General features: G+C 60.9%; 26 protein-coding genes and 1 pseudogene. 16 read left to right on the forward strand and 11 right to left on the reverse strand.

The features are described 5' to 3' along the window. Positions 1-82: 82 nt before the first annotated feature. From M5B42_RS00395 to M5B42_RS00405, 3 genes and pseudogenes are all read left to right on the forward strand, one after another. Positions 83-628 (forward strand): acireductone dioxygenase, encoded by a 546-nt coding sequence (locus M5B42_RS00395; RefSeq protein WP_248744712.1) that lies wholly within the window; start codon positions 83-85, stop codon positions 626-628. 29 nt (positions 629-657) lie between these two features. Next, entirely contained in the window at positions 658-1,341 is a 684-nt protein-coding gene (mtnC, locus tag M5B42_RS00400) for an acireductone synthase (protein ID WP_248744713.1), read from the forward strand. 405 nt (positions 1,342-1,746) lie between these two features. Further along, positions 1,747-1,941 (forward strand): annotated as a pseudogene (locus M5B42_RS00405) (helix-turn-helix transcriptional regulator); the annotation flags it as partial. 93 nt (positions 1,942-2,034) lie between these two features. Here the strand turns inward: M5B42_RS00405 and M5B42_RS00410 are convergent. Next, a complete protein-coding gene (locus M5B42_RS00410) occupies positions 2,035-2,307 on the reverse strand; it encodes a DUF3509 domain-containing protein (RefSeq protein WP_103495929.1) in 273 nt (90 codons plus the stop codon). Positions 2,308-2,634: 327 nt separating this feature from the next. On the opposite strand from M5B42_RS00410, the gene M5B42_RS00415 reads away from it, so the two are divergent. Beyond that, positions 2,635-3,153, forward strand: a complete 519-nt coding sequence (locus M5B42_RS00415; RefSeq protein WP_103495928.1) for an ankyrin repeat domain-containing protein — start codon at positions 2,635-2,637, stop codon at positions 3,151-3,153. A gap of 33 nt (positions 3,154-3,186) precedes the next feature. Here the strand turns inward: M5B42_RS00415 and M5B42_RS00420 are convergent, their stop codons facing one another. The 6 genes from M5B42_RS00420 to M5B42_RS00445 all read right to left on the reverse strand — a co-directional run bounded on the left by M5B42_RS00420 (position 3,187) and on the right by M5B42_RS00445 (position 8,375). Then, positions 3,187-4,095 carry a MurR/RpiR family transcriptional regulator gene (locus tag M5B42_RS00420; RefSeq protein ID WP_100939052.1) on the reverse strand — a complete coding sequence of 303 codons (909 nt, stop codon included), beginning with the start codon at positions 4,093-4,095 and terminating at the stop codon, positions 3,187-3,189. Positions 4,096-4,197: 102 nt separating this feature from the next. Beyond that, entirely contained in the window at positions 4,198-4,962 is a 765-nt protein-coding gene (locus M5B42_RS00425) for an ABC transporter ATP-binding protein (RefSeq protein WP_248744714.1), read from the reverse strand. 19 nt (positions 4,963-4,981) lie between these two features. Then, complete coding sequence (locus M5B42_RS00430; RefSeq protein WP_248744715.1) at positions 4,982-6,094, reverse strand: succinylglutamate desuccinylase/aspartoacylase family protein; 1,113 nt, start codon at positions 6,092-6,094, stop codon at positions 4,982-4,984. A 9-nt stretch (positions 6,095-6,103) separates the two neighbouring features. Next, positions 6,104-6,802, reverse strand: coding sequence for an ABC transporter permease (locus tag M5B42_RS00435; RefSeq protein WP_103495925.1), 699 nt, complete (start codon positions 6,800-6,802; stop codon positions 6,104-6,106). A gap of 14 nt (positions 6,803-6,816) precedes the next feature. Further along, positions 6,817-7,506 carry an ABC transporter permease gene (locus M5B42_RS00440; RefSeq protein ID WP_103495924.1) on the reverse strand — a complete coding sequence of 230 codons (690 nt, stop codon included), beginning with the start codon at positions 7,504-7,506 and terminating at the stop codon, positions 6,817-6,819. Between the two features lie 92 nt (positions 7,507-7,598). Continuing rightward, positions 7,599-8,375, reverse strand: coding sequence for an ABC transporter substrate-binding protein (locus M5B42_RS00445; protein WP_152737255.1), 777 nt, complete (start codon positions 8,373-8,375; stop codon positions 7,599-7,601). Between the two features lie 262 nt (positions 8,376-8,637). Here M5B42_RS00445 and M5B42_RS00450 point away from each other — a divergent pair, with 262 nt between their 5' ends. From M5B42_RS00450 to speE, 4 genes are all read left to right on the forward strand, one after another. Beyond that, positions 8,638-9,168 (forward strand): hypothetical protein, encoded by a 531-nt coding sequence (locus M5B42_RS00450; RefSeq protein ID WP_248744716.1) that lies wholly within the window; start codon positions 8,638-8,640, stop codon positions 9,166-9,168. An 89-nt stretch (positions 9,169-9,257) separates the two neighbouring features. After that, the gene (locus M5B42_RS00455) at positions 9,258-9,446 is read left to right on the forward strand and encodes a PLDc N-terminal domain-containing protein (protein ID WP_103495922.1); all 189 of its coding nucleotides are present in this window, start codon (positions 9,258-9,260) and stop codon (positions 9,444-9,446) included. A 228-nt stretch (positions 9,447-9,674) separates the two neighbouring features. Continuing rightward, positions 9,675-9,878, forward strand: coding sequence for a hypothetical protein (locus M5B42_RS00460; protein WP_247263009.1), 204 nt, complete (start codon positions 9,675-9,677; stop codon positions 9,876-9,878). A 177-nt stretch (positions 9,879-10,055) separates the two neighbouring features. Beyond that, positions 10,056-10,931 carry a polyamine aminopropyltransferase gene (speE, locus tag M5B42_RS00465; protein ID WP_152737257.1) on the forward strand — a complete coding sequence of 292 codons (876 nt, stop codon included), beginning with the start codon at positions 10,056-10,058 and terminating at the stop codon, positions 10,929-10,931. A 66-nt stretch (positions 10,932-10,997) separates the two neighbouring features. Here the strand turns inward: speE and M5B42_RS00470 are convergent, their stop codons facing one another. Next, positions 10,998-11,150 carry a DUF3309 family protein gene (locus tag M5B42_RS00470; protein ID WP_103495920.1) on the reverse strand — a complete coding sequence of 51 codons (153 nt, stop codon included), beginning with the start codon at positions 11,148-11,150 and terminating at the stop codon, positions 10,998-11,000. Between the two features lie 309 nt (positions 11,151-11,459). Between M5B42_RS00470 and M5B42_RS00475 the strand changes: the two genes are divergently transcribed. The 3 genes from M5B42_RS00475 to csrA all read left to right on the forward strand — a co-directional run bounded on the left by M5B42_RS00475 (position 11,460) and on the right by csrA (position 13,042). Continuing rightward, a complete protein-coding gene (locus M5B42_RS00475) occupies positions 11,460-12,275 on the forward strand; it encodes an SDR family oxidoreductase (protein ID WP_103495919.1) in 816 nt (271 codons plus the stop codon). Positions 12,276-12,340: 65 nt separating this feature from the next. After that, entirely contained in the window at positions 12,341-12,673 is a 333-nt protein-coding gene (locus M5B42_RS00480) for a YnfA family protein (RefSeq protein WP_103495918.1), read from the forward strand. Positions 12,674-12,841: 168 nt separating this feature from the next. Beyond that, positions 12,842-13,042, forward strand: coding sequence for a carbon storage regulator CsrA (gene csrA / locus M5B42_RS00485; RefSeq protein ID WP_103495917.1), 201 nt, complete (start codon positions 12,842-12,844; stop codon positions 13,040-13,042). Positions 13,043-13,045: 3 nt separating this feature from the next. Here csrA and M5B42_RS00490 read toward each other — a convergent pair whose 3' ends face one another. Next, complete coding sequence (locus M5B42_RS00490; RefSeq protein ID WP_103495916.1) at positions 13,046-13,273, reverse strand: YheU family protein; 228 nt, start codon at positions 13,271-13,273, stop codon at positions 13,046-13,048. A 185-nt stretch (positions 13,274-13,458) separates the two neighbouring features. Here M5B42_RS00490 and M5B42_RS00495 point away from each other — a divergent pair, with 185 nt between their 5' ends. Together M5B42_RS00495 and M5B42_RS00500 are read left to right on the forward strand one after the other, a co-directional pair. Beyond that, on the forward strand, positions 13,459-14,268 hold the full coding sequence (locus M5B42_RS00495) for a DNA/RNA non-specific endonuclease (RefSeq protein ID WP_248744717.1): 810 nt from the start codon (positions 13,459-13,461) through the stop codon (positions 14,266-14,268). Positions 14,269-14,548: 280 nt separating this feature from the next. Further along, positions 14,549-19,408, forward strand: a complete 4,860-nt coding sequence (locus M5B42_RS00500; RefSeq protein WP_248744718.1) for an NEL-type E3 ubiquitin ligase domain-containing protein — start codon at positions 14,549-14,551, stop codon at positions 19,406-19,408. A gap of 20 nt (positions 19,409-19,428) precedes the next feature. On the opposite strand, the gene mnmC is transcribed toward M5B42_RS00500, so the two are convergent. Then, a complete protein-coding gene (gene mnmC, locus M5B42_RS00505) occupies positions 19,429-21,441 on the reverse strand; it encodes a bifunctional tRNA (5-methylaminomethyl-2-thiouridine)(34)-methyltransferase MnmD/FAD-dependent 5-carboxymethylaminomethyl-2-thiouridine(34) oxidoreductase MnmC (protein WP_248744998.1) in 2,013 nt (670 codons plus the stop codon). 140 nt (positions 21,442-21,581) lie between these two features. Here mnmC and pap point away from each other — a divergent pair, with 140 nt between their 5' ends. Further along, the gene (gene pap, locus M5B42_RS00510) at positions 21,582-23,090 is read left to right on the forward strand and encodes a polyphosphate:AMP phosphotransferase (RefSeq protein WP_248744719.1); all 1,509 of its coding nucleotides are present in this window, start codon (positions 21,582-21,584) and stop codon (positions 23,088-23,090) included. A gap of 108 nt (positions 23,091-23,198) precedes the next feature. Then, positions 23,199-24,383 (forward strand): thiolase family protein, encoded by a 1,185-nt coding sequence (locus M5B42_RS00515; protein WP_248744720.1) that lies wholly within the window; start codon positions 23,199-23,201, stop codon positions 24,381-24,383. A gap of 20 nt (positions 24,384-24,403) precedes the next feature. Here the strand turns inward: M5B42_RS00515 and M5B42_RS00520 are convergent, their stop codons facing one another. Then, complete coding sequence (locus tag M5B42_RS00520) at positions 24,404-24,613, reverse strand: DUF6316 family protein (RefSeq protein ID WP_103495911.1); 210 nt, start codon at positions 24,611-24,613, stop codon at positions 24,404-24,406. Between the two features lie 211 nt (positions 24,614-24,824). Here M5B42_RS00520 and M5B42_RS00525 point away from each other — a divergent pair, with 211 nt between their 5' ends. Further along, positions 24,825-25,784, forward strand: a complete 960-nt coding sequence (locus M5B42_RS00525; protein ID WP_248744721.1) for a DMT family transporter — start codon at positions 24,825-24,827, stop codon at positions 25,782-25,784. The last annotated feature ends 4 nt before the right edge of the window (positions 25,785-25,788 follow it).

Genomic DNA, 25,788 nt, shown 5'->3' on the forward strand with positions numbered 1-25,788 from the left:
CTGTTGATTATCTGATTATCCGGCGCGTCGGACCGGCCTCCAGAGCAGGTCGACGCAGAGCCCAGTCGAGGAATAGAGTCCCATGAGCAGCCTGTCCGTTTATCACGTTTCAAGCCCGGACCTCCCGAACAAGGTCCTGACCCACGTCGACGACATCGCTTCGACCCTGGCCGAGCAAGGGGTGCGTTTCGACCGTTGGCAAGCTGCCGCGCCGATTCAGCCCGGTGCCAGCCAGGAAGAGGTGATCGCCGCCTACCAGGCGCAGATCGACCGTCTGATGACCGAGCGCGGCTACATCACCGTCGACGTCGTCAGCCTGAACAGTGATCACCCGCAGAAGGCCGAGTTGCGCGCCAAGTTCCTCGACGAGCACCGGCATGCCGAAGACGAAGTGCGTTTTTTCGTTGCCGGTCGCGGTCTGTTCTCCCTGCACATCGGCGAGTATGTCTACGCCGTGCTCTGTGAAAAGAACGACCTGATTTCGGTACCGGCCGGTACGCCGCACTGGTTCGATATGGGCGAACACCCACATTTCGTCGCCATTCGCCTGTTCAACAACCCCGAAGGCTGGGTCGCCCAGTTCACCGGCGAGGACATCGCCAACCGTTTCCCGCGTCTCGAAGACTGACTCCGCCATTCCACCCAGAAGGATCCGACATGCCGATCAAAGCCATCCTCACGGATATCGAAGGCACCACCAGTGCGGTGAGCTTTGTCTTCGACGTGCTGTTTCCCTACGCGGCCGGGCATTTGCCGGAGTTTGTCCGGCAACACGCCGAGCGCCCGGAGGTGGCGGTGCAACTGGGGGCGGTGCGGCTGGACAGCGGTGAGCCGGCGGCGGATGTCGAGCGGGTGATCGAGATTCTCCTCGACTGGCTTGCCGAGGACCGCAAGGCCACGCCGCTCAAGGCCTTGCAAGGCATGGTCTGGCAGCAGGGTTATGAAGCCGGTCAGCTCAAGGGGCATGTGTACCCGGATGCGGTCCGGGCGCTGCAGGACTGGCACGGGCAGGGCTTGGCGCTGTATGTGTATTCCTCGGGCTCGATCCAGGCACAGAAGCTGATCTTCGGCTGTTCCGAGGCTGGTGACCTGTCGCCCTTGTTCAGCGGTTATTTTGATACCACCTCGGGACCCAAGCGCGAAGTGCAGTCTTATCGATATATCAGCGAAGCCATCGGTTGCCCGGCAAGCCAGATCCTGTTCCTCTCGGATATCGTCGAAGAACTCGATGCCGCCCGCCAGGCCGGCATGCTGACCTGCGGCCTGGCTCGCGACGGTGGAGAACTGCCCGGCCACCCGAACGTGAGCAGTTTTGCCGAGATTGATCTGGCGACTCTTTAGGTTAAACAGAGCATGGACGGTCGTCTTGATTAAAACTTGAGTCGGCCTTGTGTGTTTTAAGTTGTAGGAAATTGCCTGTTGAAATGTCGGGCATCCCTGTTTGTGTTTGTGGTTGCTTGTTAAATCCCCTTTCTGTGTAACTCTCTGTTTTTTGATGGGTGTTTGTCTGTGGCTAAGAAGCATTGGTCACGGCAGGGAGATCTATTGAAACCAGAGGGAGAAACAATCATGAACGTTCCCGAAATGCTGGGTGCCGATGTCGTGCGCAGAGTTTCTTGCAGGGTGGTCGATATTGCCGATTCGCGAGGGCGGAATAAACAGGATTTTATTCAATCCTCCAAGACACCGTCCCACGTTGTCGTCCTGCCCGCGCTGGACAAGCCCCGCCGGTGCCGGTTGTCAAAGAGCAAAACCTTGAGCGAAAAGGAACTGGAAGTGTTGCGCTGGGCACGGGCAGGCAAAACCGTCTGGGAAATCAGTGTTATTCGCGATGTTTCCGAAGCCACGGTCAAGTTTCATCTGCGCAATATCTATCACAAACTGGGTGTGAGCAATCGGGCGCATGCCGTGGGAGAGGCGGTTAATCGTGGCTTGGTGTGAGAGGGTGCAGGCAAGTTGCATGGCACCCGTGGAAGGGCTGCCGGGAGAGTCCGACAGGCTTCAACGGGTGCTTGTGGTTTTCTGCTTACTGACTTACTGATAGGTCGGCAGTGCGAAGCGGTTCTGGCTTTGCAACAGTGCGATCGACGGTAGTTCACCGGGCTCGCTGGCGAGGTCGCGGCGAATGGCGCTGATCACCCAGGTGAGTTGTTCCGCGGTGTGTAATTGTGCGTAGGAAACCGAGCGCCGGACTTGCTTGCCGTCGCTGGCCTGCAGGGTCAGCAGGATGCCGCCATCCGGACGCGCTTGGGTCGTGACCTTGTAGTTGGAAAATACCGAAGCAAACTTTTCCTGGATCAGGCTCATGTCTATGGACTCCTTTAGCTCATGTAGGGCATGGAGTCATAGGTGCAGTGATTGTGCCAGCATGGGATTTTAAAAAATTACTTATAAAACAATAAGTTATGTTTTTGTTGGTTTTACGCGGTCGTGCATTTTGCAAGAAAGGCCATCGTGCATCCTGCATTTTGCCGATGTCTGGTCGTTTGGCGCAGGCCTGGCGCCGGACCTCCCGCTGGCTTTTATTGATTGTCTCTATGGAAGCGCTTGAAAAATAGGGCATGACAGCGAGCAGGAGGCTCGGGAAACTGGAGTCCTTTACAGCCCTGTCCAAGCAACGCCAAGGAGCGCTCCATGTCCGACCAGGCCCGACAAATGACCGAAGACCAAGCCGCCGAGTTCGCCGAACAGGTGTTCGATGTGGCGCGCAAGGGCGATGCGCCGATGCTTGCGGCCCTGTTGAGCAAAGGCCTGCCGCCGAACCTGCGTAACCACAAGGGCGACACTTTGCTGATGTTGGCCAGTTACCACGGGCATGCCGATGCGGTGCGTGTGTTGCTGGAGCACAAGGCTGATCCGCAGATACAAAACGATAACGGCCAGAGCCCGATTGCCGGCGCGGCGTTCAAGGGCGACCTGGAGATGGTCAGGTTGCTGATCGAAGGCGGGGCCCAGGTCGAGGGGACGTCGAAGGACGGTCGCACGGCGCTGATGATGGCGGCGATGTTCAATCGCACCACGATTGTCGATTACCTGCTCAGCCAGGGCGCCGATCCCCGGGCCCAGGACGCCAACGGCGTCACCGCATTGGCCGCGGCACAGACCATGGGCGCCCAGGACACGGCGGCGCAGTTGCAGAAAATCCTCGGCTGACGCGCTGCTGCAAATACCGCGCGGCGGCCATGCTCACTTTTTCGTTGGCTTGCTGCTGCCGGGTATGTGCAGGTAGGACATCACGCTTTCCGTGAGTTCGGTTGCCAGTTTCACGGCTTCCTTGTTGCGCGCCATCACCCCGGCTACCAAGCCTTCGATCAACGCCAGTACCGCGATGTTGGAACTGGTCAACACGGCGTGGTCGGCCGGGGCAAAGAGCACGTGCTGGGCGATGCCGGTCAGCGGCGAGGCCGGCGAGTCGGTGATGGCCAGCACCGTGGCGCCACGCTCGTGGGCAAACCGCGAGAGTTGCAACGTATCCAGGGAATAGCGTGGCAGCGAGATCGCCAGGAGGATGTCCTGGTCGGTAATGGCCGCCAGTCGATAAGCGGCGTTTTCGTTACCGCCCTCCATGCTGATGGCGGTCGCGTCGGCGCAGAAGGGCATCAGGGTCGAAGCCGCGAGGCCGGCCATGTAGACGCTGTTGCCAAACCCGAGGATGTAGATCTTGCGGGCCTGGGTCAGGCAGGTGACAAAGGCTTCGAAGGTTTCGGGGTGGTTGTTGGTGCCGGTGGTGCCGAGGTTACCAATGGCACTCTCGATCTGCTCATGCAGGCCGAAGGCGCCACCGGGGCGGTGCGCCAGTTCGTTGCGCAGTTTGTCCACCGGCGACACCATCTGCTGCAAGGTCGCCACCAGCTCGGCTTTCATACCGGTGTAGCCACCCAGGTTCAGCGCCTTGGCCAGGCGGTTGACCGCGGCGGGCGAGGTGGCGGTGGCCTGCGCCATCTCCTCGATGGTCAGGGTCGCGGCTTTCAACGGATGGCGCAGGATGAAGTCGGCCACCTTGCGCAGCGAGGGCTGCAGGTCGGCAACGATTTCCGCCAGTTTGCGCATGACCGGTGCGGCATAGACCGTAGTGTTTTTCGAGGGGGTCGGCATATCCGGCTCAACAGGTTCTGGGGGTGGAAGGGCGGGTGCCAGTGTATCCGAAGCCGGCCGTCGACGTGCGGGGCCGGCAATGGTCGGGGTGTCAGGCGGCGGCTATTTCAAGCTGCCGCGGAGGAATTGCCGGAGACGTTCGGACTGGGGCTCCCGCAGCACTTCGCGCGGGTTGCCGCGTTCTTCGACCTGGCCTTTGTGGAGGAATACCAACTGGTTGGAGACCTCCCTGGCGAAGCCCATTTCATGGGTCACCACGACCATGGTGCGACCTTCCAGGGCCAGGTCCTGCATGACTTTGAGCACTTCACCGACCAGCTCCGGGTCGAGCGCCGAAGTGGGTTCGTCGAAGAGCATCACTTCCGGTTCCATGGCCAGGGCCCGGGCTATCGCCACACGCTGCTGCTCGCCGCCGGACATGTGCGCCGGATAGGCGTTCAGGCGGTGTCCCACGCCGACCTTGTTCAAGTAGTGTTCGGCCTTTTCCCGGGCTTCTTTCCTGGACACACCGAGGACCTGCACCGGGGCCTCCATGACATTTTCAACGGCGCTCATGTGCGACCACAGGTTGAAGTGCTGAAACACCATGGCCAGTCGCGAACGCATGCGTTGCAGTTGCTTCGGCTCGGCGGCCTTGAGCCCGCCCGAGGCGTTGGCCACCAGCTTGAGCTGTTCACCATTGAGCCGTATCTGACCGGCATTGGGTTGTTCAAGCAAATTGATGCAGCGCAGGAAAGTGCTTTTACCGGAGCCGCTGGAACCGATGAGGCTGATCACATCACCGGCTTTTGCCTCCAGCGACACGCCCTTGAGCACTTCGTGAGCACCGTAGCTTTTGTGCAGGTCCTGAATTTCAAGTTTGTTCATGCTGTTCACTCTGCTGAAGTCAGTCGCTGAGCAAGCGACCCTGGCGAATAGGGGTACGACCGGCGACTTTCGCCAGCCACAAGCCGGGTTGGGCGAAACGCAGGCGTTCGCGGGCATAGAGAATGCCGTCGGTGCTGGCGGTCACCACGCTGTGCTGGTCGGTCACGGGGTCGATGACTTCGAACAGCGGGTCGCCGACCTTGACTCGCGCACCCAGCGGCTGCAGGAAACTGACCACGCCGGGGTGTGGCGCGTAGGCATATTGCGCGCCAGCGAACGGAGTGGCTTCACAGCAGAGGGCGGGCGCGGCCGGCCATTGACCGCTGATCAGGCCCTGTTCGGCCAGGTAGCCGAGGATCTGCTCGGCGCTGGCGATGCAGGGCTCGCTATCGGTGTCGGCCATACCTCGCAACTCAACGGTCGTGGCTATGCAGGCGAGGGGGATATTGGCCAGTGGGAAGCGTTTGGCCAGTTGCACCCAAGGGCTGGCACAGGCTTCGTCAAAGGCATTGCCGCCGGCATCCTCGGCCAGCAGGGCGGCTCCGGCGCCGAGGCGCGCGGCCAGGGAACACAGGCGCGACCAGTTTTGCGGCAGGGCGTAGAGCAGCATGATCGACTCGAAGTCGCAGTGCAGGTCGAGCACCACATCGGCATCACAGGCATGGCGCAACAACTGGCGACGCAAACCGTCAAGTTCCGAGATGGCCGGGGGCAGGTGCTCGATGACCGTGAGCATGGCGCGACGAATCAGTCCGACGTTGGTCACGGCGTCCGCGCCCAGTTGGCCTTCCAACTGCCGGGCCACGGCGTCGGTCAGTTGCGGGAAGTCGCGATTGAAGTTGCTGCCGCTGGAGAACTCGAAGCGACCCTGATGGGTGGCCTGGAACATCTGCCCGATGCCGATGGGGTTCGCCATGGGTACCAGTTCGATCACACCGATCAAGCGCCCCTGGTCTTCCAGTTCACGCAGGCGGCGCTTGAGCTCGACGGCGACGCGCATGCCGGGCAGTTCGTCGGCGTGCAGGGAGGCCTGGATGTAGGCCTTGCGCGAGCCGCTGCCGAAGCGAAACAGTGACAGCTGGCGCTCGGTGCCCGTGGCGCTCCAGGGCAGGACGTAGTTGATCTGCTGCATGGGGGTTCCTTAGTGCTTGCGTGGCGCCAGATACGCCAGCCAATGGCGCTCGGCCAACTTGAACAGACGCACGAGGGCGAAGGTCATGGCCAGGTAGATCAGGCCGGCGGTGATAAAGGCTTCGAAGGGTAAATAGAAGCGCGCGCTGACGGTGCGCGCCGCGCCGGTGATATCGACGAGGGTGACGATCGACGCCAGGCTGGTGGTTTGCAGCATCATCAGCACTTCGTTGCTGTACTGCGGCAGCGCGCGGCGCAAGGCCGAGGGCAGGAGAATGCGTCGGTACAGGGTCATGCGCGACATGCCCATGGCCCGGGCGGCCTCGACTTCGCCGCCGGGTGTCGACTTCAGGCTGCCGGCGAGCAACTCTGCGCTGTAGGCACTGGTGTTGATTGCAAAGGCCAGGCAGGCGCAAAAGGTCGCGCTCGACAGGTAGGGCCAGAGCAGGCTCTGGCGGACTGCTTCGAACTGCGCCAGGCCGTAGTAGATGAGGAACAATTGCACCAGCATCGGTGTGCCGCGGATCACGTAGGTGTACAGCCAGGCCGGGAAGTTGAGCAGCGGCGAGCGGGAGACCCGCAGCAGCGCCAGGGGGATGGCCAGCATCAGGCCCAGGGCCAGGGAGATCAGCAGCAGCTTGAGGGTCAGCAAGGCCCCCCCGAGATACAGCGGCAGGTTTTGCCAGATCAGGTTGTAATCGAGAATCATCGGTGGCTCTCCACTTACAGCTCGACGGCTTTGATGCCGACCGAATAGTGTTTTTCCAGATAACGCAGCACCAGCAGCGACAGGCTGGTCAGCATCAGGTAAAGCGCCGCCACGGCGAGGAAGAAGGTGAAGGGTTCGTGGGTGGCATCGGCGGCGTTCTTGGCCTTGAACATCATGTCCTGCAGGCCGATCACCGAGATCAGCGCGGTGGACTTGGTCAGCACCAGCCAGTTGTTGGTGAAACCGGGAATGGCGAAGCGAATCATCTGTGGCAGCAGGATCCGCCGGAACACCTGCAGGCCACTCATGCCATAGGCCATCCCGGCCTCGCCCTGGCCGCCGGGAATGGCCATGAAGGCACCGCGAAAGGTTTCCGAGAGATAGGCGCCGAAAATGAAGCCCATGGTGCAGACACCGGCCATGAAGGGGTTGATGTCGATGTAGTGGGTGTAGCCGAGTGCAAGAGCCAGGCGATTCACCAGATCCTGACCGCCATAGAAAATCAGCAGAATCAGGACCAGGTCGGGGATGCCGCGGATAAGGGTGGTGTAACCCTCACCCAGCATCGCCAGCCATTTGAGCGGGGATAACCGAAAGGCGGCACCGATCAGACCCAGGACAATGGCCATGGCCATCGCACTCAGGGCCAGGTTGAGGGTCAGCCAGGCACCCTCGAGGATGCTTGATCCGTAACCGTGGAGCATGATGAAACTCCTCGCCCGAAGCGCCGTCGGGCGCGCGGGACAAGTGGGAGAAGGGCGCCCGCGGCAAGCCGGCGCCAAGGTCACGGGAAGGTTTACTCGCCGTAGATATCGAACGCGAAGTACTTGGCCTGTATCTGCTGGTACTTGCCATTGGCGCGGATCGCATCGATGGCCGCGTTCAGGCGCGCGGCGTTCGCGGTGTCACCCTTGCGCAGGGCGATACCGGCGCCCCGGCCGAAGTATTTCGGGTCGTTGATGTCGCGGCCGACCAGCGCGAAGCCTTTACCCGCCGGGGTTTTGATAAAGCTCTCGTCGGTGTTGACGATGTCGGCGAGGGTGGCGTCCAGGCGACCCGACGCCAGGTCAAGAAAGGCCTCGTTCTGTGAGGAATAGCGCACGATCTCGACGCCGGCTTTCTCCAGTTGTTCGGTGGCGAAGCGGTCGTAGGTGGAGGAGCGCTGCACGCCGACTTTCTTGCCCTTGAGATCCACCAGCGGATCGTTGATCAGGCTGCCGGCCTTCATCGCGAACTTGCCTGGGGTGTGGTAGTACTTTTCGCTGAAGTCGACGGATTTCAGGCGGTCGTCGGTGATCGACATCGACGACAGCACCGCATCGATCTTGCGCACCTTGAGCGAGGGGATCATCCCGTCGAACTCCTGGATCACCCATTGGCACTTGACCTTCATTTCATCGCACAGGGCGTTGCCGATGTCGTAATCGAACCCCCCGAGGTTGCCTTCCGGGGTCTTGTAGGAGAAGGGCGGGTAGGCGGCTTCGATACCGATACGCAGACTGTCCTCGTCGGCATGGGCCAGGATGCTGAAGGCGCAGAGGGCCAGGGCACCTAGAAGTCCTGTCTTGTTCATATTGTTGACTCCCGTTGTTTGTGAAGTGTGGGCGAGGTGCCGTCCGGATTGGCGTGGCGGGTAGCTCCGCCTGATCTTGTAGTGGCTATAAATGACATGTTTTATTTCATAAATCAATTTTATGAAAATAAAAATGCCAAATGGTGCCATGGTGATACCGTTCGCCAGCCCGTCGACAGGGATTCAGGCGCGGATGGACCGGCTTCAGGGGGAATTGGTGTATTCTTCGCGGCCGTCATTTTCTCCTCTGCAGGACCTGTCCATGAAAACCGCCCTCGTCGAACTCATCAGCAAAATCAGCTCCGGCTGCATGAGCGAGGCCGAAATCCTGCAGATCGCCGATGAAGCAGCCCAGGCCTACGCCGACCAGGTCGGTTTCCTGGCGGCCAATCCGGACATCAACTACGACGACAGTTTTCCGATTCCCCTGGGCGAGTGGGTGGTGGTCGGTAGCCTGCCCGAGACCGTGCTGTTCCAGGCCGACACCTACATGGATCTGTTCGCCCGGATCGTCGAGTCCTTCGGCAAGGACGTGCCTTTCAATATCAAGCCCAAGCAGCTGGCCAAGGTCGAGGCCTTGACCGCCTTGAACCGTATCCAGGTCCAATTGAGCAGCATGAACCCGGAAATGGGCGGCTACGTACTGGTGAACTTCAGCCAGTTGCTCGACGACGAACTGCAGGCGGTGCTGGTCTACGGCAATGACCTGCCGCGAGTGCTGGCCCTGTGTGGAGAGGTCGGGATTGCCGCCGTGCCCTCCCTGGAAGCCCTGAGAGTCGCGCTGCACGTCTGAGTCGCCGCGGTTGAACGCGCAGCAATAAAGTGAACCCTGGCGGCGGCCGGCTATCCTATGGGGGCAGATCCTCATCTAGGAGCAAGACCATGGGTTCCACTTTCAATGGCCTGATCGGCCTGATCATCCTGGCGCTGGATATCTGGGCCATCCTCAATGTGCTGAAAAGCCCTGCCGAAACCGGGATGAAGATCCTCTGGATCCTGCTGATCATCCTGCTGCCGGTACTCGGCCTGATCATCTGGGCCATCGCCGGGCCGCGTGGCAATCTGCGCTAGTGGCGGTCAAATGCGCGCTTGAACAAGGTGCCACCCTGGCAGAGGGGGCACATTCTGGTTGCGTCTCGGAAATTGCCTACGATTTTGGTTGTAGGGGGCTGATGGTATTTACACGGATGAAGTCCTAGGGTTCGAGCAGGGTAAAAAGCTTGGAAGCTTTGCCCCCAGGTCTCTTCTCTGGCTTCAAGGGAGGACCTGTCCCGAAACCCTACGCTAAAGGATTAGCCCATGCAGGAGATGAGTATGGAACAGGCCCAGCTTGAGAAAACCCATGTCGAGATTGCCAAGCTTATCGCCGAGCAACGCAAGCTCAATGCCGAGGCGGGGAAGATGACCCGTGAAACGTTCTGGTACCCGGTCGCGATTGCCATTGGCTTTGTCGGTACCGTGTCGACAGTCACCGCACTGCTGATCAAATATCTCGTTCCTTGACCGTGGAAGTCGGCGGCCTTTGTCCCGGGACGATTCGACCTGTCATAGTTCGCAACGTAAAATGCGCGCCTTTCCCGGATTATCGAGGCTATGGCCGCTGGTGCCCATTGCTTGTTCGATAGCCCGCCATGGGCGGGGAACCGTCCGTTGCCACTCGCCTTCACCGGAGCACTTCCCATGAGCAATACGCCTGAAACCCACTACCAAGAAACCCTCTACGAAGGCTACGGCCAGCGCTTTCGCATGGACAAGCTGCTGCACGAAGTGCGCACCGGGCACCAGCACCTGGTGATCTTCGAAAACGCCCGCATGGGCCGGGTCATGGCCCTGGACGGTGTCATCCAGACCACCGAGGCCGATGAGTTCATCTACCACGAAATGCTCACCCATGTGCCTATCCTCGCCCATGGCAGTGCCAAGCGCGTGCTGATCATTGGTGGTGGTGATGGTGGCATGCTGCGTGAAGTGGCCAAGCATCGCGGCGTCGAGCGCATCACCATGGTCGAGATCGACGCCACCGTGGTCGAGATGTGCAAGCAGTTCCTGCCGGAGCACTCCAAGGGCGCGTTCGACGATGCGCGGCTGAACCTGGTGATCGACGACGGCATGCGTTTCGTCGCCACCACCGAAGAAAAGTTCGACGTCATCATTTCCGACTCCACCGACCCCATCGGTCCCGGTGAAGTGCTGTTTTCCGAAAATTTCTACCAGGCCTGCCGTCGCTGCCTGAACGAAGGCGGCATCCTGGTGACCCAGAACGGTACGCCGTTCATGCAGTTGGCCGAAGTGCAGACCACCGCGGGACGCCTGCGCAGCCTGTTCCCGGACTGGCACTTCTACCAGGCCGCGATACCGACCTACATCGGCGGTGCCATGACCTTCGCCTGGGGCGCGACCCACACCGCGTCGCGCAAGTTGTCTCTGGAAACCCTGCGCCAGCGCTTTGCTGGCAGCGGTATTGTCACGCGCTACTACAATCCCGAGATCCATCTCGGTGCGTTTGCCTTGCCGCAATACGTGTTGCAGGCCGTGAACAAACCGAGCAACGACTGATACCGCACTCGCTGGCTCGCGATGATCGTCAACCGGACCGTCGCGAGCCGACTCAAGCCAGCAGGTTCATATCCTGCCGAGCAGTACCAGGATCAGCAGTACGATCAAGACTGTCCCGATCACCCCCGATGGACCATAACCCCAGCTTCTGGAGTGTGGGAAAACGGGCAGGCCGCCGACCAGCAGCAGGATCAGGATGACGATCAGAATAAGACTCATGGTGCTTTCCTTGTTCTGTTTTTCGAGACGCTATCGCGCACGTTCAGCTGTTGAATAACAGGCTGCTTGATAAGTCCGACTTGAGCGCCGAGAAGAAAATTCAGTTTTTTTCCGACCTTTCTCGCCCCCTCGTCTTATTGTTTTATTGATCGACCGTTCCCACCTTGGCGGTGTCGAACAATAAAGCTGCGCCTTGCCCCTCAGTCGTCACTTTGCCTGGAGCATTCAGCAATCTGATGGTGCATGGGCCTTCGAGCGTCCTTCGCTACACTGCCGCTCATCGTCCTCAGAACCCACAAGGCATCTGCTATGCACAATCGCATCATGATCACTGGCGCCGGCTCCGGTCTTGGCCGCGAAATCGCACTGCGCTGGGCCCGCGAAGGCTGGCGTCTGGCGCTGTCGGATGTCAGCGAGCCGGGCCTGCTGGAAACCCTCAGGCTGGTGCGCGAAGCTGGCGGCGATGGTTTCACCCAGCGTTGCGACGTGCGTGACTACAGCCAGTTGACGGCATTCGCCCAGGCGTGTGAGGTCAAATTCGGCGGCATCGATGTGATCGTCAACAATGCCGGTGTTGCCTCGGGCGGGTTCTTCAGCGAGTTGTCTCTCGAAGACTGGGATTGGCAGATCGCGATCAACCTGATGGGGGTGGTCAAGGGCTGCAAGGCGTTCCTGCCGCTGCTGGAACAGAGCAAGGGCAAGATCATCAATATCGCCTCCATGGCGGCGCTGATGCAGGGGCCGGCCATGAGCAACTACAACGTGGCCAAGGCTGGCGTAGTGGCGTTGTCGGAAAGCCTGTTGATCGAACTGGCGCAGCAGGAAGTCGGCGTGCACGTGGTCTGCCCGTCGTTTTTCCAGACCAATCTGCTGGACTCTTTCCGCGGGCCTACGCCGGCGATGAAGGCCCAGGTCGGCAAGCTGCTGGAAAGCTCGCCCATCAGCGCGAGCGACATCGCCGACTACATCTATACCCGGGTCGGCCTGGGCGAATTCATGATTCTGCCCCACGAGCAAGGGCGCATGGCTTGGGCCCTCAAACAGAAGAATCCGCAGTTGCTCTATGACGAAATGACCGTGATGGCCGACAAGATGCGGGCCAAGGCCAAACAAGTCCCGCATTGAGCTTGCCCACGGATCGACGGCTGGTTAGGGTTGCCGGCAATGGGCAATCCTGACGAGCGTTTATTGTGATCAACTACCTGTGGTTCTTTCTCGCGGCACTGTTTGAAATTGCCGGATGTTATGCCTTCTGGATGTGGCTGCGCTTGGGCAAGAGCGCCTGGTGGGTCGCCCCGGCGCTGTTGAGCCTGACGCTGTTTGCGCTGCTGCTGACCAAGGTCGAGGCAACCTACGCCGGTCGGGCCTACGCGGCCTACGGCGGTATCTACATCATTGCTTCGATTGCCTGGTTGGGCCTGATCGAGCGTATCCGGCCCCTCGGTTCCGACTGGTTGGGCGCCGCGCTCTGTGTCCTCGGTGCAAGCATCATTCTGTTGGGACCGCGCTTTTCACCGTCCTGAATACAACTCTCCTCGGTAAGTTCTCCGACTCTGCCCGGTAAGTAATCTGATTCTGTAGGGCGAGTCGACCCTGTCGGTCAGGGCCGGCTGATTTGCCGTGCCTGCATTGAAGGCGCTCATCGGGCCGGGCAGTCTTGGGCGCTCATAAACCCTTGAGGATTGAGTGCCATGCTTGTACTGAGCCGCGTCGTCGGCGAGATGATTTCCATCGGCGATAACATCACCGTGAGAATTCTCGCCATTAACGGTAACCACGTTCGTTTCGGTGTCGAGGCACCGAAGAACGTCAATGTGCACCGTGCGGAAATCTACCGTCGGATCCTGACCCAACTGGGGGAGCCGGAGCCTGTCCGCGACTCCGTGGTCTGACGATCAGTCGAAAAACTCTTTCGGCACCGCGTGCCTGGGCAGCAACTGACATTGCTCGCTTTCGAGATCGAAGAGAATCACCGCCTGGCCCTTGCTCAATGCATGGCGTACCCGCAGCACGCGGGTTTCCTGGGGCGTGTCGTCACCGTTGTCGGTACCGTCGCGGCTGACGAAGTCTTCGATCAGGCGGGTGAGGGTGTCGGGTTCGAGTTGGTCGTAGGGAATCAGCATGGAATCGTCTCTGGCGGCTAAGGGGCCTGATGCTACTGTGCCAGGGCCTGTCGGGCTATAACGCCAAGGTGTAATGACAGGCCCCTCGCTCATTTCGTCCCGTTCTGACAGACATAGGCAACAAAAGAATGTTCTCTTCCTGACGGACTGCCAAGGGCAGATCGTTATTGATGAGGAACATCAAAATGAACAATGCAGTACACCCCATCAGGCCGGTTTCGTACGCGGCGTTTACCAGTGCCGGCCGCCGAGCGCTCCTGGGGGGGCTGTTGCTGGGCCTTGGCGGCTGTGTCTCGCCATTGCCGGATCTGGCGCCGCCTCCCGGGCAGATCACCCTGGTCCGCGAGGGCTTTACCCTGACCTATGACTGTGAAAATCGCACGGCGCTCAGGTACGCGTATCAGTTGACCGCCGACAAGGGCAATGCCAAGCGGCCCAGGGGCTTTGAACTGGACCCCGATCTGCCCGCCGGCTGCCCGACGCAATTTTCCTCCCGAGGATACAGCGCGGTACCCGGCTGGGACCGGGGGCATCTGGTGCCCTCCAATCAAATGGACCACAGCAGCCTGGCGATTCGCCAGGCCCATTACATGAGCAATATCGTGCCCCAGGCCGCGTGCTTCAACCAGGGGATCTGGGTGCAAACGGAGGAGGTTTCGGAATGCTATCGCGACCTGGCGCCGGTACAGGTCTACGGTGGGGTGATCCACGATAACCCGGCGAATGACTTCTTCCTCGAGTCCCATGGCATCCGCACACCTGATGCCTTCTGGAAAACCATCTTGACCACCGATGCGGATGGCAAGACCCAGGCCATCGGTTGGTACATCCCCAACCAGGCGAAGCTTGAGCCGCTGGACCGCTACATCCGCAGCATCGCGGAACTGGAGGCCTTGCTGGGGAGTGACACCGTCGGCATCGAAGCGAGCGACGAGGTCAAGGCGCAGAAACCCGCGCGTACCTGGCCCCGGCCACGCGACTGCGACCAGGGCTGAGCCCCGGTGGCGCGGCGTGTTGCGTGCAGAGGTGTTATCCGACTATCCGAAAGGATTTTTATTTTTGATTTAACTTGCTGATAAATAATAGATTTTTTGAGCGTTTCAAGCTTCGGCAGACTGATACCCTCGATGGAAATGGACGCGGCACTCGAGCATTGTCAGCCCCTGGCGCAATTTGCCGGAGCGCGAGTGGCCCAGGCCTTGGCGGATAACTGCCTGGGGCCTTTGTCTGCCCTGATCAGTCGCGGCGGCGGGCTTTTAAAAAAGGATATTTGAAATGTCAGCTATTCCCAGTTTTGTGCCGTCTGCCCTGGACGAGCAAAGCGAAAACGAAGATGTGATCAATGCCCATGCTCCGCCCTGGTTGTTGGCGGCCCGCCCCGAAGATATCGCGCGCCTGCGCGAGCACCTGCGGCGCAGTCTTTTTTTCAAGGAGGAACTGTCCGAGCGGTTCAAGGACCTGAAACCCGTCCGGGAGTTTTGCGCGCCGGTTCTGGAGCACGCGTTGCTGAGTCGATTCGGGCCGGGCCTGGATATCTACCGGGACCACGTGAAAATTGCCGATCGATGGCCGTCACTGCGCTATCCCATCGAGTCGTCTCAAGTCTTTCCGATGACCTATACCAGCCGCAGTTTGCTGGAGGCCGCGTTGCAGAACTTCGAGGCGGACGAACGCCTCCCTCCAAAATCCCATATAAGCCTGAGTGGCGACCCGAAGCGGGTGCCAAAAGTCAGCCTGGAGGATTTCGTCGAACTGGTGCGCCAGCTTGATCTGGGCCGGGTCTATCAGCATCACCTGTGCCAGGCTTTTCATCTCCAGGGAAGTGAGGGGGAGTCGGCGGATGACGACGAGTTTCGCATTGAGTCCGCCATCGTCCAGCAAAAGAAAGCCGATATGCTGGTGGATGCCTATATCGCCTACATGAAAAAAGACATCGATCAGATTGCCCATCAACAGATCTGCAAGTTGATCGAATGGAATATCGCCGTTGCCCCGGATGGCTCAAGGATGGTGGTCAATGGATTGAAAGTGCTGGGTGTTTCGTTACCGGGTATTTGTCTGTTCACGCTGCAGAATGTGCCAGCGAGCGAAACGGCCGCGATGAAGGATCGGGTACTGGTGCATATTCCCAATGATCCACTCACCCGCTTCAAACTCTATGCCTCGCTCGCGGCGTTCCACGCCGAACTGCGTAGCCGTCTTTGGCAGCCCTCGTATGAAGCGTTCTTCTGTGGTTTTGTCAGCCAGCGCGATCTGCCGAGGTTCCTGTCGCAGTTGAGGCTGCGCCTGACCCTTGAGACCCGGGATGCCTATGGAAACATCACGAAGTCCCTGAATCCGTCTGCCGATTTATCGTTGAAGCTGGAGTTGCTGAGCGGCGAGTTGTTTTTTCACCTCTATCGACAACAGATCCTGCGGCTTCAGGACGATGGGCGGGTCGTGGCGGTCCCGACCGAAGATGTTGACGAGGCTGCCCGCGAGGCCAGGAGGCAGTCGCTGTTGGGTCTGGGCATGACCTTGCTCAACCTGGCCGCCTTCGCCAACCCCTGGCTGGGTTTGCTGATGATGGGGGTGGCGGTCGGGCAACTGTTGGCGGAGACCTATGAGGGCTATGAGGATTGGCGGCGCGGTGAGCGTGACGAAGCGATCTCGCACATGATGTCGGTGGCCGAGGACATTGCGACGATGGTGGCCCTGGGTGTGGTCATGCACTGGGGGAGCAAGGCCCTCAAAGGTTTTTTTCAGCGGCCCTCGGACTTTTTTGACAGCCTGCTGCCGATCAAGTCGAGCGATGGTCGCTACCGGCTGTGGCAGGCCGACCTGCGCGCCTATCGCCATGATGTCCCCGAACTGGAGGAAAGGGGGCTGGACCCTGAAGGTTTTTACCTGGGGGACGATGCTGGCGATGGACACCGTTATCTGGATATCGCCGGCGAGCCTTACCGGGCCTACCGGGATAAGGCTTCCGGGGCCTGGCGTCTGTGCCATCCGAACCGTGGGTCGGCTTACGAACCCTGGCTTGAGCACAATGGCGCCGGGGCCTGGAGGCTGGCTCACGAATGGCCTTTGCAGTGGCACGATCCGGTTCACCTGCTGCGTCGCCTGGGGCCTGACGTGCGGTTTTTGAGTGATAAAAACCTCGAGGAGATCCTGTCGATTCATCGACTCGACGAATCGCTATTGCGTCGCCTGCATATGAATAATGCCAAGCTCCCGGCTTCCCTGATGGACTCGATACAGCGCTTCAGGTTGGACAATGAATTGAGCTGGCTGCTGGTGCCGTCCACCGCGCCGAGATCGGCCGCGGCACGTGTGCTCGACCTGAAGCTGCAGATTCTGCCCAGCCTCGAGAGCTGGCCCCGGAATCGCACGCTCATGTTGCTGGACGATGCAGGCAAGCCGCTCAAGGAGTACGGGGCGGATCTGACAACGCAACCGATGCGGCTCATGCTCCGCTCCAGGGACATCGAGGCGGATGGATTGGCGATGGTCCTGGACAAACTGACACTCCAGGAGCAGCGGATGCTGCTCGGTCCGGGGGCGGATCCCGACCAGACGTCGGCGCTTCTGGAAGGGCTGCTGCGCACCCATGTACGCGAACAGCGCCCCACGGTGTTCCAGCGCCTCTACCGTTTGTGCTGCGTGACCAATGTCGGCTTGCCGATGAGCCTCAGGCAAGGCTTTGCCGATTTACCGGACGGGGTCTTGCGTGAAATCCTGGGACAGACGGACGACGTACTGAAAGGGCGCTTGAGCCTTGGCGGGCGTCTGCCCTTGGAATTGATTGAAAAGGCCGGCGAAAGCAGGCGTGAGATTCGAGTCAATCACGCGCTGGACGGTGGTTTTCTCAAAAAAACGGGCGATCTGGATGGCGCCAGGTTGCAGTTGCCCCTCCTGAAAATGATGGTTGGGTGGCCGGCGGATGTGCGCTGGGAGATTCGCCAGGAGCGCTTCGAGGGACGCCTGTTGTTCAAGATGGGCGATGACGACTTGCCCCGGCGCCGGGTTCTGGTCAGGACTGCACAGAGCTATCAAGCCTTTGATAATGAGGGCCTGAGCCTGGGGCCGCTGGTCAATGGGCCCCAGGCCCTGAGCTCGGCGGTATTGAGCGGCTTGCGGGTGAGCGAGCGCGAGGCGATGGGGGTCAAGCTGGGCGAGGCCGACTTGCTGCACCAGTTGCTGATGTCCAAGATCCTGCTGCGTCCACGGGCTGAGCTCGAAGAGACACTCGGCCTGCCGCCACGCAAGCCAGGAACGCGTTCGCCGACATGGCGCGACAGCTATATGGGCGGTTGCCTGCGTGTCAGGCGTGGCATTGTCCATGGCTCGCGACGCGGGTTACGCCGGTTGACCCGGCTGTATCCAGACCTCTGCGAGGCGGAGGCGCGCAATCTCTATTTTTCTTTTGGCGATGATCCTCTTGAGGTCAGAGCTCGGCTCCAGGCGCTCGAAGAGGAGCTCCGGCAACTGCGCTCGACCCTGGCCGATTGGCGAGGAGGGCAGACGGTGAGGGCGCATGCCTGGTTGGGAGGCATGGCCGAGAGCCGTGAACAGGCGGCCGAGATCATCGAGCGTTGCTGGCGACGGCAGACACCGGCTACCTACAACGAAAATGGCGCGGCCATCGGTCACAGCCTGAGCCTGGCGGGCTTGCGCGTCGACAGCCTGCCAAGTTTGCCCACCGGTATCAGTTTTGATCATGTCACCGAGCTTTCGCTGAAGAACATGAGAATCAGTCGGATCCCAGAAGGTTTTCTCGAGCGTTTTCCCAACCTGCGCCTGCTGGAGTTGAATAACAATCGGCTGGAGTACCTGCCGAATGCGATTGCCGATATGAGCCGGCTCAGGGAGCTGTATCTGCAGGACAACCAGATCACCCTGACGCCGAACGCCGTCGGTGTGCTGTCGGGTTTGCACGATCTTGAAACCCTGAACCTGAACGGCAACTTCGATGTCAGCTTGCTGGATGTTGGCCAGATGCCGCGTTTACGCCGCCTGCATCTGCGCGGGACAGGTATCGACGGTTTGCCAGTGGGCCTGTTGACGCGGGTTCGCCTGTACGAGGCGGATCTGCGTGACAACCGGATTCAGGTTGTGCCGAACGCGATCTACACGGCACCTTCGCCGATCAATCGGCGGATCATTCTGCGTAACAACCCCTTGTCGGAGTATCACCAGAACCTGTTGGCCGCCTATCGGGCGCGCACCGGCATTACCTTCGGCATTCCCGATACCGAGTTGGCGTTGGATGACTACAGTGCGCGTCAGCGTTGGCTGGCCGATATCGAGGAGGGCGAGCGCCGCGACAACCTGCGCGACCTGTGGCATGACTTGCGGCAAGAGGAGGGCTCCGGGGAACTGTTCGCGTTGTTGGGACGCCTGGGCAGCAGCGCGGAATATCAGAAGACTCGCGCCGACTTGACGCGACGCGTCTGGGAGGTGCTGGCGGAAGCCGCCGAGAACACCACGTTGCGGCGTGAGCTGTTCGACCTGGCGGCCGATCCGCTGACCTGTGTGGACAGCGCCGCACGCAACTTCAGTCACCTGGAAGTCCGGATGTTGCTGGCCAGGGCCCGGTTTCTGGCGCTCAGGAGTAGTGAGCCGACGGAGTTGCTGAAGTTGGCGCGGGGCCTGTTTCGCCTGGAACGTATCGATGAGATTGCCCGGGAGCATGTCAAGGCGCTGTACGAGCAGCCCGAGCGGCCTTCAGCCGGTATGGTGGATGAGATCGAAGTGAATCTGGCCTATCGGGTCGGCCTGGGACGTTCGCTGTATTTGCCCGGGCAGCCGAAGGAGATGTTCTTCAGATCCATTGCCGGTGTCAGCGAAGAGCAGATCCTGGAAGCCCGCGGTCGCATACGGCAGGCTGAGGCGACAGCGGCCATGAAGACCTTTATTGCTTCGCGCGATTTCTGGATCGACTACCTGAGGAAGAAGTATCCACGGGATTTCGCCCTCTTCAACAGGCCGTTTCATGAGCAGGAGGAACAACTGCTGAACAATTCCCCGGAGATGCTCAGCGACAGGTATTCCCGAAGTTTGTCGATGTTGATGGAGAGCCGCCTCGCCGAGGAGCAACGTTTTCTCGAAGGGCTGACCCAGTACGAACTGGATGAGCATCCCGCCCCGCTCTGATGTCTGGTCGGGGCGCCGGTTCAGGCGTTCGTCCGAGGCTTGACCGTGCCGCGAATCAGGGCGCGCAAGGCGAAACGATTCGGATGACAGGCCTCGGCAATGCTGCGGGGCAGCGGCAACGGTTCGTTCTCCAGCCACGCCGCCAGCAGCTCACCCGAAAGCGGTGCGCTGATCAGACCACGGGAGCCGTGGCCGCTGTTGATATACAGGCCCTCGAGCCAGGGGCAGGGGACCTGTGGCACCTGCCGGGCATCCCGGGCCAGGATGCCGTAGGCCTCGGCGAACGCTTGCGGGTCCGCCAGCGGCCCGACGATCGGCAGGTAATCGGCGCTGGTGCAGCGAAAGGCGGCCCGGCCTTGCAGTTGTTCTGGAGCCAAGCCCGCGGCGTTCAAGCGCAGGGCCAGGTCGGGCGAGATGTCCTGTAGCAATGCCAGGTTGCCGATATGCTCCGCCGTGGTGGGAGTCAGGTCTTCGCTCTTGAAATCGAAGCTGGCTCCCAGGGTATGTTCACCCAGGCGTGCCGGCGCGACATAACCTTCGGCGCAGACCACGGTGTGCAAGGCGGCGCTGCCGGCGGTCTGCGCCAGGCGAGTGATCTGCCCGCGAATGCGCTTGAGCGGCAACGCGGCGCTGGCGGTGAAGCGTTTCACTTCGGCGGCGCCGGCAAGTATCACCACCGGGGCGCTGCCCAGCAGGGTGTCGGCGTCCCACGCCTGCCATTGGTTGTCGACCTTGCGCAGTTCGACGGCGTCGCTATGGGGGCGTATTTCAATATTCGGGTGATGAGCCTGCCACTGGCACAAGGCCGGCGGATGGACCCAGCCGCCCTCCGGGAAGAACAGTCCGCCGTGCTCGAGGGCCACGCCGGCGCGGGCCTGGGCCTGGGCTTGATCGAGGACCTGCAGCAACTCGGGGCTGAAGGCCTTGGCCAATTGGGCCTGGCGCTCGGCCTCTTTCTCATCGAAGGCCAGTTGCAAGACGCCGCAGTCGTCCCAGTCGAGGCCTTTGTGCAACTGCTCGAGCAAGCGCCGGGTATGCCCGAAACCGCTGAGGATCAGTTGCGACAGCGCGGTGCCATGGGCCGACAGCTTGAGGTAGAGGACGCCTTGCGGGTTGCCCGAGGCTTCCCGGGCCAGGGCATCGTGGCGCTCCAGCAGGCAGACCTGCCAGCCACGGGCGGCGAGGCTCGCCGCGCTGGCACAACCGGCCAGGCCGCCGCCGATCACCAGGGCCCGGCGTTCGCCGCCGGGCGGTCGTGGGCGGGAGAACCAGGGCTTGGCCGGCGGCGGTTCGGCGGTGTCTTCGGGCCAGCCGATAAATTCGCCCCGCAGGATTTCCCATTTATGGCCGATGCCCGGCGTGCGGCGCATCTTGAAGCCCGCGGCATTCAACGAGCGACGGACCCAGCCGGTGCTGGTGAAGGTGCTCAGGGTCGCGCCGGGGGCCGCCAGTCGCGCCAGTTCGGCGAACAGCTCGGGTGTCCACATCTCGGGATTTTTCGCCGGGGCAAAGCCATCGAGGAACCAGGCGTCGATCCGGGCATCCAGTTGCGGCAACTGTTCCAGGGCATCGCCGACCAGCAGTGTCAGGGTCACCCGGCCATTGTCCAGCAGCAGGCGCTGGAAGCCCTGGTGAATGGCGACATACTGCCCGAGCAATTGCGCGCTGAACGTCGCCAGTTCGGGCCAGAGGCTGAGGGCGCGTTGCAGGTCGGCGCGGCTCAGTGGGTACTTTTCCACGCTGACGAAATGCAGTCGGGCGCCCGCTACCGCACAGGTTTCGAACAACTGCCAGGCGCAGAGGAAATTCAGTCCGGTGCCGAAGCCGGTTTCGCCGATCACCAGCCGCTCGTTCGGCCCGAGGGCCTCGAAACGCTCTTTCAGACGATTTTGCTCGATAAAGACGTAGCGGGTTTCGTCCAGGCCCGACTGGTCGGAGAAATAGACGTCGTCGAAGACCCTAGAGTGCGGGCGACCTTGATCATCCCAGTCGATCTGGGCGTGGCTGGGAGGAGTGGGCGATACGCGGGTCATGGGGGCACTCGACGGCAACAAGGCGGCTATTCTAGCCCATTGCCGGGCGCTGGATTGATCCATGGCAAGGCCTGGGGATTTCCCGCCACACAGCGTGGTCCGATCCGTTAGTCTTGCTCTATCTTGGAAGGGAGTCGCCCATGTTTGAATCCGCCGAAATCGGTCACGCCATCGACAAAGAAACCTACGACGCCGAAGTCCCGGCCCTGCGTGAAGCCTTGCTGGAGGCGCAGTTCGAACTCCAGCAGCAAAAGCGCTTTCCGGTCATTGTGCTGATCAATGGCATTGAAGGGGCGGGCAAGGGCGAGACGGTCAAGTTGCTCAACGAGTGGATGGACCCGCGTCTGATCGAGGTCCGTACCTTCGACCAGCAGACCGATGAAGAACTGGCCCGGCCACCGGCCTGGCGCTATTGGCGGCAGTTGCCGGCCAAGGGGCGCATGGGGGTGTTCTTCGGCAACTGGTACAGCCAGATGCTGCAGGGACGGGTGCACGGCCATTTCAAGGACGCGGTGCTGGACCAGGCGATCAATGGCGCCGAGCGCCTGGAGCGCATGCTCTGCGACGAAGGTGCGCTGATCTTCAAGTTCTGGTTCCACCTGTCCAAGAAACAGATGAAGGCCCGCCTCAAATCTCTCCAGGATGATCCCCTGCACAGCTGGCGCATCAGCCCGCTGGACTGGCAGCAGTCGGAGACTTACGACAAGTTCGTGCATTTCGGTGAGCGGGTGCTGCGCCGCACCAGCAACGACTACGCACCCTGGCATGTGATCGAAGGTGTCGATCCGCATTACCGCAGCCTGACCGTGGGCAAGATCCTGCTCGAAGGCTTGCAGACGGCGCTCAAGACCAAGGACGCCAAGCCGCGCCCGACCAATGCCGCACCGCTGCAGTCGGGGGTGGACGAACTCAGTCTGCTGGACAGCCTTGACCTGAGTCAGCACCTGGACAAGGACGACTATGAAGAACAACTGATTACCGAACAGGCGCGGCTGGCCGGTCTGCTGCGGGACAAGCGCATGCGTCGGCACGCGCTGGTGGCAGTGTTCGAAGGCAATGATGCGGCGGGCAAGGGCGGAGCGATCCGCCGGGTCGCCGCGGCGCTCGATCCACGGCAGTACCGTATCGTCCCCATCGCCGCGCCGACCGAGGACGAACGTGCCCAGCCGTACCTCTGGCGGTTCTGGCGGCATATCCCGCCGCGTGGCAAGTTCACCGTGTTCGACCGTTCCTGGTATGGCCGTGTATTGGTAGAACGGATTGAAGGCTTCTGCAGCCAGGCCGACTGGATGCGTGCCTACAGTGAAATCAACGATTTCGAGGAGCAACTGAGCGAGGCCGGAGTGATCGTGGTGAAGTTCTGGCTGGCCATCGATAAACAAACCCAATTGGAGCGTTTCCAGGCTCGCGAAGAAATTCCGTTCAAGCGCTTCAAGATCACCGAAGACGATTGGCGCAACCGCGAGAAATGGGAGCTGTACCGCGATGCCATCGGCGATATGGTCGACCGTACCAGCACCGAAGTGTCGCCCTGGACGCTGGTGGAAGCCAATGACAAGCGCTGGGCCCGGGTCAAGGTGCTGCGCACGATCAACCGGGCCATCGAGGACGCCTTCGACGCAGATGGGAAGAAGGGTAAGTCGAAGTAGGACGATGGCCGCGCATACGCCGGATGAATGATTGTCGCAGTCGGGAATCGGGTGGGCTTATGCTCGCTCGATCCTTCCAACCGACAACAACAATCAACGAGGTGGGTCATGCGTGAAGTGGTGATCGTCGACAGCGTACGGACTGGCCTGGCCAAGTCCTTTCGCGGCAAATTCAACCAGACCCGGCCGGATGACATGGCGGCCCATTGCGTCAACGCCTTGCTCAGTCGCAACGGCATCGACCCGGCCAGCGTCGAGGATTGCATCGTCGGCGCCGGCTCCAACGAGGGGGCCCAGGGCTACAACATCGGGCGTAATGTCGCGGTGTTGTCGAAACTGGGCACCGGCACCGCCGGCATGACCCTCAATCGTTTCTGCTCCTCGGGTTTGCAGGCGATTGCCATTGCCGCCAACCAGATCGCATCCGGTTGCAGTGAGATCATCGTTGCCGGTGGCGTCGAGTCCATCAGCCTGACGATGAAAAGTGTCAACACCGAGAACCTGATCAACCCGCTGCTCAAGGAGCAGGTGCAGGGGATCTATTTCCCCATGGGCCAGACCGCCGAGATCGTCGCCCGACGCTACGGTGTCAGTCGTGAGCAGCAGGATCAGTATGCGTTGCAAAGCCAGCAGCGCACGGCCGCCGCCCAGGCCGCCGGTTTGTTCGACGATGAAATCGTGCCCATGGCCGTAACCTATGCGGTTGAAGACAAGGCCAGCGGGCAGATCCAGCATCTGCAAGGCGTGGTGGAGCGTGATGACTGCAATCGCCCGGACACCACATTGCAAAGCCTGGCCGGTTTGAAGCCGGTGTTTGCCGAAGACGGTTCGGTGACCGCGGGCAACTCGTCACAACTGTCCGACGGCGCTTCGATGACCCTGGTGATGAGCCTGGAAAAAGCCCTGGAACTGGGGCTGACGCCCAAGGCCTTGTTCCGTGGTTTTGCCGTGGCCGGTTGTGAACCGGACGAAATGGGCATCGGCCCGGTGTTCTCGGTGCCGCGGCTGCTCAAGGCCAGGGGCCTGAGCGTGGCGGATATCGATCTGTGGGAGTTGAACGAAGCGTTCGCCTCGCAGTGCCTGTACAGCCGTGATCGGTTGGGTATCGACAACGACAAGTACAACGTCAACGGCGGTTCGATTTCCATCGGCCATCCCTTCGGCATGACCGGCTCGCGCCAGGTCGGGCACCTGGTGCGTGAGCTGCAACGACGCAAGTTGCGTTATGGCATCGTCACCATGTGCGTGGGCGGTGGGATGGGTGCGACGGGGTTGTTCGAAGCGTTGCTCTGAACCTGGACCAGACCCTGTTGCTACAGGGTCTGGCTGGCCTGGATGGCATTGGCCCGCTGCATGCGTTTTACATACAGCTGGGTTTCGCGCTCGGCATCGGTGCGAGTAAAGAACGGCCCTTCCAGTGTGTTTTCCCGAGTGCTGAAAAAAAACAATCCGTTGATGGTCGTCACTCGGCCACTGCGAAAATGTATGGCCTCGGTGTTGTCTTGTGCGCGTTTGCCGAACATGGCGAAATCTCGCTGGTGAGCGTAGCTGTCAGAAATCTAGCATAAAACTTATGAGGATAGCTCACCTGATCCTCCGATCAATGGTCATGGCCAGTTTATTGGCGGCGTTTCTGGCATGCTCAAGGTCGTATCGGGCTGTCTTCCCCGGCTGTGTTGCCGACCTGGCAAGGCCTAGAATGGCGACTTCCCCCACACGTCCGCAGGACTCTTCATGCATATCTCATCCGGTCGCTGGGGCTATGGCCTGTTCCTGGCGCTGTTGACCGCCGTGCTCTGGGGCATTTTGCCGATCAAGCTCAAGCAGGTATTGCAGGTGATGGACCCGGTGACCGTGACCTGGTGCCGGTTGATTGTGTCGGGGGGCTTTCTGTTCGTGTACCTGGCGGCGACCCGGCGGTTGCCGAGCCGGCATGTCCTCGGGCCACGAGGCGGCTGGCTGGTGCTGATGGCGGTGCTCGGCCTGGTGGGCAACTACGTGCTTTACCTCATGGGCTTGAACCGCCTCAGTCCGGGCACCGCGCAGTTGGTGGTGCAGATGGGGCCGATTTTCCTGCTGATCGCCAGCCTGTTCGTGTTCAAGGAGCGCTTCAGCCTGGGGCAGGGGCTCGGCTTGCTGGTGCTGCTGTTCGGCTTCGGGCTGTTTTTCAATCAGCGTCTGGAAGAGTTGCTGACCTCCCTGGGGACTTACACCGCCGGGATATTGATGGTGTTGCTGGCGTCCACGGTCTGGACCTTCTATGCCTTGAGCCAGAAGCAATTGCTGACGGTATGGAATTCGTTGCAGGTGATGATGGTGATCTACCTGTTTTGTGCCTTGTTGCTCACGCCCTGGGTGCACCCGAGCGAAGTCCTGCAACTGAGTCCGTTGCAAGGCTGGTTGTTGCTCGGTTGTTGCCTCAATACCCTGGTGGCCTACGGTGCCTTTGCCGAGGCCCTGGCACACTGGGAAGCCTCGCGGGTCAGTGCGACCCTGGCGATCACGCCGCTGGTGACCTTTGCCGCGGTGGCCCTGGCGGCCTGGCTGTGGCCCGGCTTCGTACAGCCCGAAGATATCAATGGCCTGGGGTATGGCGGCGCGTTGCTGGTGGTGCTGGGCTCGGCGCTGGTGGCGTTGGGGCCGTCGCTGATGGCCGGGCTCAAGGCCCGGCGGGTGCGTTTGATGGCAAATTAACGCT

It is taken from the genome of Pseudomonas sp. MWU12-2037, assembly GCF_023242345.1.
Taxonomy (GTDB): Bacteria; Pseudomonadota; Gammaproteobacteria; order Pseudomonadales; family Pseudomonadaceae; genus Aquipseudomonas; species Aquipseudomonas gingeri_D.